9 protein-coding genes are annotated in these 9205 nt (G+C 62.9%); 3 read left to right on the forward strand and 6 right to left on the reverse strand.

Annotated features, from left to right (window positions below; translation table 11 throughout):
• The 5 genes from VEK15_24400 to VEK15_24420 form a co-directional block, all read right to left on the reverse strand.
• A partial coding sequence (locus VEK15_24400; protein HXV63864.1) for a sodium-dependent transporter occupies window positions 1-682 on the reverse strand: 682 nt, incomplete at its 3' end.
• Window positions 679-1743 carry a proline racemase family protein gene (locus VEK15_24405; protein ID HXV63865.1) on the reverse strand — a complete coding sequence of 355 codons (1065 nt, stop codon included), beginning with the start codon at window positions 1741-1743 and terminating at the stop codon, window positions 679-681. The genes VEK15_24405 and VEK15_24400, both read right to left, overlap by 4 nt.
• Window positions 1744-1752: 9 nt before the next feature.
• Window positions 1753-2730, reverse strand: coding sequence for an ornithine cyclodeaminase family protein (locus tag VEK15_24410; protein ID HXV63866.1), 978 nt, complete (start codon window positions 2728-2730; stop codon window positions 1753-1755).
• A 72-nt stretch (window positions 2731-2802) separates the two neighbouring features.
• Window positions 2803-3708 (reverse strand): proline dehydrogenase family protein, encoded by a 906-nt coding sequence (locus VEK15_24415; protein HXV63867.1) that lies wholly within the window; start codon window positions 3706-3708, stop codon window positions 2803-2805.
• A 67-nt stretch (window positions 3709-3775) separates the two neighbouring features.
• Window positions 3776-4669, reverse strand: a complete 894-nt coding sequence (locus VEK15_24420) for a dihydrodipicolinate synthase family protein (protein ID HXV63868.1) — start codon at window positions 4667-4669, stop codon at window positions 3776-3778.
• Window positions 4670-4872: 203 nt separating this feature from the next.
• Here VEK15_24420 and VEK15_24425 point away from each other — a divergent pair, with 203 nt between their 5' ends.
• The 3 genes from VEK15_24425 to VEK15_24435 all read left to right on the forward strand — a co-directional run bounded on the left by VEK15_24425 (window position 4873) and on the right by VEK15_24435 (window position 8151).
• Entirely contained in the window at window positions 4873-5865 is a 993-nt protein-coding gene (locus VEK15_24425; protein ID HXV63869.1) for an ornithine cyclodeaminase, read from the forward strand.
• Between the two features lie 30 nt (window positions 5866-5895).
• Window positions 5896-7185 (forward strand): nickel-dependent lactate racemase, encoded by a 1290-nt coding sequence (gene larA / locus VEK15_24430; protein ID HXV63870.1) that lies wholly within the window; start codon window positions 5896-5898, stop codon window positions 7183-7185.
• A gap of 102 nt (window positions 7186-7287) precedes the next feature.
• Window positions 7288-8151: a fumarylacetoacetate hydrolase family protein gene (locus tag VEK15_24435; protein ID HXV63871.1), complete on the forward strand. Its 864-nt coding sequence runs from the start codon at window positions 7288-7290 to the stop codon at window positions 8149-8151.
• Between the two features lie 46 nt (window positions 8152-8197).
• Here VEK15_24435 and VEK15_24440 read toward each other — a convergent pair.
• Window positions 8198-9205, reverse strand: a 1008-nt coding sequence (locus VEK15_24440) for a radical SAM protein (GenBank protein HXV63872.1), incomplete at its 5' end; no start/stop codon positions are given.

The raw sequence follows: 9205 nt of genomic DNA on the forward strand, positions 1-9205 counted from the left end.
ACCCCGCTCCGGTGCTCCAGGCGCATTGCGTTAGCGCCGCGAGCCAGACTTGATAGTTCAGGAGCTCGCTCCAATTGGGGGTGAAGAGGTAGGCGAGGCCGCGGCTCGCGCCGGGAAGCGTAACCGCCCGCAAGGTTGCGACGACGAGGAGCAGAAACAGCAACGGGATCAAGATACGGTTCGTTCGCTCGATACCCCGCACCACCCCTCGATAAATAATGAAGCAGCCCGCGAGCATGGCGACGGCATGAAAGACGACCGGCTCCACCGGATGAGTCGTGAAGCGGTTCCAGTATTCTTCCGCGTTCACCGAGAACAATGGAGTCGAGATCGTCGCCACGAAGTAGCGAATACACCAGCCGGTGACGACCGAGTAGTAGAACATGATGAAGCAGGTGACGAGGCCGACGAACACTCCGAGCCAGTTGAAGCGCTTGTCGACGAGTTGACCGATTGCTCCCGCCGGCCCCCGACGCGTGGTCTTGCCGAAAGCGAACTCCGCGATCAGAAGTGGAATAGCCCAGGCGAACAGAAAAACGACCCAGGGAATCAGAAAAGACCCTCCTCCATAGGCCGCGGCCACGCGCGGAAAACGCCAGATGTTCCCCGTTCCCACCGCCATTCCGATGGCCGTCATCAGGATGCCCCAGCGGGACGTGAACTCTTCGTTGGCTTTGCTCATTCCATCCTTCCCCAGATGTCGCCTACGGTGAAACCGTTCGGGAACGGATCCTCCGGGTCCACGACATACTGTGCGATTCCGGTAATCCAGGCACTTCCGGTCAAGGTTGGGACGACGGCCGCGTAGCCGCCGACCTGGGTTTCTCTTACGAGCCGCCCGGTGAACACCGTGCCGAGAATCCCCTCGTGCACGAAGTCTTGGTCGAGTGACAGCTTTCCCCTGGCATGGAGCGCTGCCATGCGAGCGCAGGTCCCGGTTCCACAAGGGGAGCGGTCCAGGGCTCCGGTCCAGCTGGAGGGGCGGCCCCAGTCGAGCTCACCCGTCGACACCACCACGGCATTCTTCGAATGGGCTTCGGGATGCGTTGCCGGACCCGTGAGCTCCGCGATCGTGACGCCCCGGATCTCGGGGTTATCGGGATGCACCACCTCGAGCTGCTCCCGCGCGGCTTGCTTCACCATCTCCCCCACACGAACGATCTCCCGGCCCTCCTCGGGCACGAGCCGCACCCCCAGGGGGCCGGCGTCGGCGATAACGTAGAACATGCCGCCCCAGGCGACGTCCACCGTCACCGTCCCGAGCTCGGGCACCTCGATGGGCGTGTCGAGATGGACGGCGAAGGCGGGAACGTTCTCGAACGTGACGTTCTTCACCTTCCCCAAAGACACCTCGGCGCGAACGTGGATCAGGCCCGCGGGCGTCTCCAGAGTCAGCTCCGTCGTCGGTTCCTTCGCTTCCAGGATTCCAGTCTCGAGGAGAGCCGTGACGACGCAGATCGTGTTCGTTCCCGACATCGGCGGATATTCGACCTGCTCCATGATCACGAAACCCGCGTCGGCCTCGGGGCGGGTTGGGGGAAGAAGGAGGTTGCAGTTGGCCGCCGGGTAGCCGCGTGGCTCCCGAAGCATGCGCCGGCGCAACTCGTCGGCCTCGGTCGCCAAATAGCGAGCCTTCTCGAACATGCTCTTGCCGGGGACATCCATAACGCCCCCGGTAATGACCCGGCCCGGCTCGCCGCCGGCGTGAAGGTCGATCGCGGTGACCATGCTCGAGAAGCGCATGGAACGTCCCTACGACTGGAGTTCGACTTTCATTCCGAGTCCGCGTTTTGTTGCTTCTTCGTACACGAACGCGGCCACGGCGATGTCCTCGATAGCGACGCCCACGGATTTGAAGAGGGTGACTTGCTCCTCGGTCTCGCGGCCCTTCTTTCGGCCGACGACGATATCCCCGAGCTCGGCGTGAATGCTGTCTTCGGAGAAATCGCCGGAGCGAAGGGCCTCGATGAGATCGCCCGCCTCCTGGAGCACCTGCTCCCGGAAGTCGACGACCACTCGAGCGCGCAAGAAGGCCTCGGCGTCGACTTCGCGCTTCGCCGGGGCGTTCGCCCCGACGGCATTGACATGGGAGCCTGGCTCGAGCCATTCGCCCCGGATAGGAGGCTGGTTCGCCGTGGTGGCCGACGCGACGATGTCGCAACCGCGTACCGTCTCTTCGGCACTCTCGGTCACGATGGCTTCCAAGCCTTCGCCCCGCAGTTGTCGCGCGAGCGCTTCGGCCGGCCCGCGGACGACGTCGAAGATCTTCACCCGCTCGATATCGCGGACCTCCCGGATCGCGGCGACCTGATTACGTCCCTGGAAGCCGGCCCCGAACAGCCCCAGAGTCTTTGCGTTGGTCCTGGCCAGGTATCGGGTGGCCACTCCGCTCGCGGCACCGGTTCGAACCCCGGTGATGTGCGTTGCGGGAATCATGGCTCGAAGGCTGCCGGTCTCCACGTCGAAGTAGAGGATGACGAAGTACGTGCTCTCGGGGGCGCGTCGACCCGGTGTTCCGGTGAGGGTCTTGAGACCGAATCCCCCCATGTCGGGCACGATGGCCGCCATGATCCGGAAGTTGCCCGCGTCTCCCTCGAGCTTCATGACCATCCGGGGAGCGAGCGTCGTGCGTCCCTCGGCATAATGACGAAAACCCTCCTCGACGAGGCGGACCCCCTCCTTCATCGTCAGAACACTTCGAACGTCGCTTTCCTTGAGCACCAGCACCATGGCGCCGAATAGTATGACAATGAATGACCCTTCGGCCAACGCGGGAGACCAGGATGTCCGGCGCTCAGGCCGTCACTTGCTGTTTCGCGAGAAAACCGCCTTGAGCACGTAGCCGGCGATGGCGGGGTTCTTTTTCAGGCGGCGAACGGAGTAAGGGTACCAGTTCGGTCCATAGGGAACGGCGACACGGAGGCGGTGGCCCGCGTCGCGGACGAGCCGACGAAGTCCCGGCTCGACGCCGTGCAGCATCTGGAACTCGTATTGGCTTGGCCCGAGCCCGAGCCTTTCGATGATGCGGTAGGCATCCCAGATCAACACCTCGTCATGGGTGGCGATCCCGACGTAGCAGCCTGCGCTCAAGAGCCGGTCGAGCAGCAGCGCGTAGTTCTTCTGGATGATCCGGGGGTCGGTGTACGCGACCTGTCGTGGCTCGAGATAGACTCCCTTACAAAGCCGGACGTTCGCCTTGGCTTCGCCGAGCTTCCGCACGTCGTCGAGGCTCCGACGCATCCTCGACTGAATCACGCATCCGACGTTGTCGTGATGCTCCCGCAGTCGAAAGTACAGCCACAGTGTGTCGTCGATGCAGGGCGAGTCCTCCATGTCCATCCGGACGAAGTTGCGATGCTTTTTGGCGTGACCGAGGATCGCGCGTACATTCTCGTAACAGAAATCCCGGTCGAGCTTCAGGCCCAGGTGAGTCGGCTTCACGTGGATGTTGCTGTCGAGGCCGAGGGCCGCAATCCGGTCGAGCAGTTCCATATAGTCGCGTACCGCTCGTTCCGACTCCTCCCTCCGGGTGACGAACTCACCCAGGATGCCGCTCGCCACCATGAAGCCCTGGGCATTCATCGCCTGGATCACCCGGATCTGATCCTCGAGCGTCTCGCCCGCAACATAAGGCTGAGCGAATACCCGCACGAGCGGCTTGGGCACGACCGGAAGGGTAGTAGCGATGAGCTTGTCGAGAGCGCTCATGCGGGCCCCGGGAAAGCGCGGCGAGGGCCGAGGGTTGGCCGATCCACCCTTGCCGATCGATTAGATCTCATTCCAGCTTCAGCCACTTCAAGATTCGATCGAGCGCCTCGACCGTTTGCCGATCGAGTACCGACGCCGGCTGGCGGACTCCCGGGTGTCTCAGGGCTCCGCGCCGTCTCAGCATTTCCTTACGAATGGCCATGCCGATGCCTTCCTGAAACTCGAACCGCATCAACGCCACGTGGCGGTAGAAGTAGTCGGCAGCTTCGTCTCTTTGGCCGGCGTTCCATCGAGAGACGACCTCGACGAGAATTCTGGGGAAGGCAAAGCCGGTCATCGCACCGGTGGCGCCGGCAATGAGCTCCTCGAGGAGATAGCCCCCGCCGAGGCCCCCGAAGATATCGATGCCGATGCCGTCGTCGAGCTCACGAATGCGCGCCGTCTTGTAAGGTGTCGGGGGGTCCTCGAGCTTTATCGTCCGCGCCGAAGGTATCTCGCGACAGATGTCCACCAACAACGACGGCTCCATGGTGAAACCCGAGATTGGGGGGAAATCCTGTATCACGATGGCGAGGTCGACCTTCTCGGCGATCGCGGTGAAATGACGCCGAACGTACGCGGAATTGAGCTTGGCCATCCTCGGCGGACTGACCATGACGCCGGACGCCCCTGCCCTTTGAGCGGCTTGGCAGAAATCGAGGCAGATATCGAGCCCGGGGGCGGTGGCCCCGACGACGACCGGCACCCTCCCGTCGACGAGCTCCAGCGTCGCGTCCAGAATCTCGTTACGTTCCCGCTCGGATATGCGAGCGACTTCGCTCGTCACACCCAGGGCGGTAAAGCCGTTGACCCCGTCCTCGATGAAAAGATCGATTGCGCGGCGCAGGCTCTCGCGGTCGAAGGCGCCGTTTTCGTCGAACGGTGTCGGAAGGACGGTGAACACACCCTGGAGCTTCAGCATCAGTCGGTCCCTTTCTATCACATCTGGACGTCTGTAGACTGTCGACTCGCTAGTCAGGCTGATGAAAAAGTACAGTCCAGCCTGCGCGAGCGGAGCGAGCCCGGCGCGCCTGCCGCGCCGTAAGCAGCCCCGAACCGTGGCGGCTCGATTGATTACGGGTCCCGCCACGGCATTGAACACTAGAAGAGGTTAGGATCCCGGTCGTGAAAATCCGAATCATCTCCAGAGATTCCGTAAAGAAGGCCATCTCGATGGGCCAGGCGATCGAGACCGTCAAGACAGCCTTCGCCCAGCTCTCGGGAGGGCAGGCGCGGGTTCCGATCCGCACGCAGCTACCCGTACCGCGGCACGACGGAGTGACTCTGTTCATGCCCGCCTATCTCGAAGAGGCTGACGAGCTCGGAATGAAAATGGTCTCCGTGTTCTCCGGCAATCCCGCCCGAGGGCTTCCCATCATCAACGCGATGGTCGTGCTGGTCGATGCGGGAACGGGGGTTCCGACGGCGATCCTCGACGGCACTTACTTGACTGCGCTCCGCACCGGCGCGGCATCCGGTGCGGCGACCGACCTCCTGGCTCGAGCGGACGCGAGCACCGTCGCCGTGCTGGGAACGGGAGTGCAGGGGCGGACTCAGCTCGAAGCCGTATGTACCACGAGGCGCATCGAGCGCGTTTTCGTGTACGACGCCCGTCGAGGGGCCGCGGAGACTTTTTGCCGGGAGATGGCAAGTTTTGGGGCGCCGATACCCGAGTCGATCGAGCTCGCTTCCGACACCGGTCACGCGCTGCGGGAGGCCGACATCGTCTGCACCGCGACGACCTCGTCGAAGCCAGTTTTCGCCGATGTCGAGCTCAAACAAGGCGCTCACATCAATGCCATCGGGGCATTCACCCCTCAGATGCAGGAGATCCCCGCGGAGACCGTGGCCCGCTCGCTCCTCGTCGTCGATTCGCGCGAGGCGGTCTGGGCCGAGGCCGGGGACCTCATCATCGCGCGCGACGGCGGGTTCATCTCGACGGACAGCGTTCATGCCGAGCTCGGCGAGGTCGTCTCGGGCTCGAGGCCGGGTCGAACGAACGACCGACAGGTCACGTTGTTCAAATCGGTCGGCAACGCCGTTCAGGACGTCTCGGTGGGCGCGAGAATCCTGCAAGAAGCAGAGGAAAGAGGTCTCGGGGAAGTGGTCGAAATCTGAATCCCGATATGCAATAACATAGCGGCTTCCATGAGAGTGCGGCTGGACTACGGAGACTCCGGGGTCGAGGCCGAGTTTCCCGACGACCGCACGACGGTCATCGAGCCGGACTACCCTCCCGGTGTCGTCGATCCCTCCCGAGCGCTACGCACCGCAATCGAACGTCCCATCGGCTCGTCCCCGCTTTCGGAGATCGTCCGCCCGGGGCAGAAAGTCGCCATCTCCGTTTGTGACGGTACCAGGCCGCAGCCCCGCGCACTGATGCTTCGGGCGCTCTTCGAAGCAATGCCGGAGGTGCGGCCGGCCGATATCGTGATTCTGGTAGCCACAGGTACGCATCGTGCGAACAGCGATGCCGAGCTCCGCTCGATGCTCGGACGGGAAGTCGTCGACCATTATCGGGTCGTGAATCACGATGCCCGCGACCCACGGGCCCTGGTGCACTTAGGGGAGACGTCGAGCGGCGTCCCCATCTGGCTCAATCGCGATTGGGTCGAAGCCGACGTCCGCATCACCACGGGGTTCGTGGAGCCCCATTTCTTCGCCGGCTTCAGCGGTGGGCCCAAGATGGTCGCGCCCGGACTCGCGGGGCTTTCGACGACGATGGTGCTTCACGACGCGCGACATATCGCGCATCCGCGCGCGAAATGGGGAATTACCGAAGGCAATCCCATCCACGACGACATCCGTCTCATCGCCCGGAGGACTGGGGTTCAATTCGCGCTCGATGTCACTCTGAACGGAGAGAAACAGATCACCGCCGCTTTCGCGGGAGAGCTCTTCGCCGAGCACGAAAGAGCCTGCCAACGGTCCCGGACGGAAGCCATGAGGGCGGTGAAGGCTCCCTTCGACGTCGTGGTGACGACGAACTCGGGCTTTCCTCTCGATCAAAATCTGTATCAAACCGTCAAGGGCATCTCCGCCGCCGCTCAGGTGGTGAAAGACGGTGGGGTGATACTCTGCGCGTCGGAGTGCCGCGACGGGCTTCCCGATCACGGCACCTACGCCGAGCTCCTGCGGCGTCGGGCCTCTCCCGACGAGCTGTTGCAGATGGTCTCCGAGCCGGGTTTCTCCGTGGCGGACCAATGGCAGGTGCAAGTACAATCGCAGATTCAGAAACGCGCTCGCGTGATGGTCAAGACTAGCTTCCTTGCGCCCTCGGAGATTCGCGCCGCTCATTTCGAGCCCTTCGACGATGTCGCCGAAGAAGCGCGACGCGCGCTGGACGAAGCCGGTGAGAGCGCGACACTCTGTGTCCTGCCGCGCGGACCGCAGACGATTCCCTACGTTGCTGCTGATGATGTCGCAAGGGTCGTATAGAATACTCGCCGTACCCCTGAACAGCTCGGTACCATTCCTGGAAGGGACGACAGTCGTGCCACGGGATTCGGTACCGAGCTTTCAGACCCTCGAGGGAGGTAAATGAGGCTTTTTCGCTTTGGTGACGCAGGCAGTGAGAAGCCGGGAATGGTTCTCGATAACGGAACTCTCATCGACGTTTCGATCTTTGGAGAAGACTTCGACGAGAAGTTCTTTCACAACAAGGGGCCGAGGCGTCTCGCGCGCTGGGCGGCGACCTTCGGCCCGTCTCAGCCCAAGATCGCGCCTGGCTCGGTCCGACTCGGTCCTCCCATCGCGCGACCGTCGAAGCTCGTTGGCATCGGCCTGAACTATCTCGATCACGCCAAGGAAGCCAAGATGGAGGTGCCTTCGGAGCCAGTGATCTTCCTGAAGGCGACGTCGGCGATCAGTGGTCCCTATGACGATTTGGTCATTCCCCGCGGTGCCGCCAAAGTGGATTGGGAAGTCGAGCTCGGAGTGGTCATCGGACAGCGAGCGCGATACGTCACCGAGGCCCGCGCGCTCGACCACGTCGCCGGGTTTCTCGTCGTAAACGATTATTCGGAGCGCTCGTTCCAGCTGGAGCGAGGCGGCCAGTGGGTCAAAGGAAAGAGCGCGGACGGCTTCGCGCCCCTGGGCCCTTTCCTCGTGTCTCCCGCCGAAGCGGGGAACGTGCACGACTTGTCACTGGGTCTGACTCTGAACGGCAAGACGATGCAAAACAGCTCTACTGCCAACCTCGTTTTCGGCATACCAGCGCTCATCAGCTACGTCAGCCAGTTCATGACGCTCCTCCCCGGAGACGTCATCAGCACGGGAACGCCCGCCGGAGTGGGCATGGGGAGACGCCCTCCCAAGTTCCTGAAGCCCGGCGACGTCATCGAGGCGGGAATCGAGCGCCTGGGCATGCAGCGCCAGCGTGTCGTGGCGGGGGCCCTGAGGTAGAAGGGCCGGCATTCCGGGCTCTCGGAATGCCGGCCAGTTCGGGAGCTCAGACTTCGATCTGGACCAGGGGTTTCTGCTCCGGCGCGGCGGGTTTCTGGTTCAAGACCTGCTCGCGGTAGAGCTTTTCCATCCTGTCATCGTCGGTCGTACGCTGAATGAGCTTCGAGTCACGCGCTTTCCGCTTCTCTTCGCGTGCCGTTTTGGCGATTCCCTTGAGGTCGAGGTCGGTCTGAATTCCCTTGTCGACATCTTCCTGGCGAAGAACGAGCCCGTGATCGACTGTGGGGAGCTCGACATCCTTGTTTCCAGCGTAGATGAGGTGTCGGCCCCGCTCCTCGTACCATTTGTTGAGCGTAGCCGTCATGTGCATCTTCTCGACGATTTGTCGCCAGCCGATGCCCGTGTTATAGGCGCAGAAGGAAATCTCTCCCTCCTGAGTGGCATAAGGGATGATGCACTGTTCGGTGCGGCGGAAATCATAGTTGAACAGATCCTGGAACCACATGCCGGCGATGAACAGGAAGTTCCAACGGTCCTGCCGCCTCTTCTCGATGTCCTCGAAGGAGCGGTCGGGAGTCACCTTGCCGTAGTCCCGTCCGGTAACGCCGTAGGTCTTGTCGAATTTCTCCAGCATCGCTTTGAGGGTGAAGTGCGTGGGGGAGCGGAACGGGTCGTAGTTGCGCATCACCGAGAGCGCCATTCCCACGGCGGACAGGAATCGTCCGCGCGCCGCGTCGTTGATCTTCTTCACGTCCTCGGCGAGGCGATCGGCGTTCAAGAACGACGTGACCGGAGCCGATTCCTTCGTCTCCTTGTCGACCATCACCGCCATGCCGACGCCGCAGTTCGGGTGACAGCCGCAGGACAGCTGTCCGAAGTCGGCCTGCGCGCCGTGCACCAGATCCGCCCAGTCGCCGAACGTGCCCATGAAGGAGATCGGGAACCAGTCGCGCGCCGGCTCGCCCAGTCCGGTCTGCGTCTTCACGTCATGCGCCAGGTGGGAGAGCGTGTAGCGCTGCGCCATCCGCCGCTCGTCGGTGATCTCCTCGTCGCG

The sequence above is a fragment of the Vicinamibacteria bacterium genome (genome assembly GCA_035620555.1).
Lineage (GTDB): Bacteria > Acidobacteriota > Vicinamibacteria > Marinacidobacterales > SMYC01 > DASPGQ01.

Coding starts and splice junctions, on each gene's coding strand:
- VEK15_24405 (HXV63865.1), bottom strand. CDS start 1,743: ATGCGCTTCTCGAGCATGGTCACCGCGATCGACCTTCACGCCGGCGGC.
- VEK15_24410 (HXV63866.1), bottom strand. CDS start 2,730: ATGGTGCTGGTGCTCAAGGAAAGCGACGTTCGAAGTGTTCTGACGATG.
- VEK15_24415 (HXV63867.1), bottom strand. CDS start 3,708: ATGAGCGCTCTCGACAAGCTCATCGCTACTACCCTTCCGGTCGTGCCC.
- VEK15_24420 (HXV63868.1), bottom strand. CDS start 4,669: ATGCTGAAGCTCCAGGGTGTGTTCACCGTCCTTCCGACACCGTTCGAC.
- larA (HXV63870.1), top strand. CDS start 5,896: ATGAGAGTGCGGCTGGACTACGGAGACTCCGGGGTCGAGGCCGAGTTT.
- VEK15_24435 (HXV63871.1), top strand. CDS start 7,288: ATGAGGCTTTTTCGCTTTGGTGACGCAGGCAGTGAGAAGCCGGGAATG.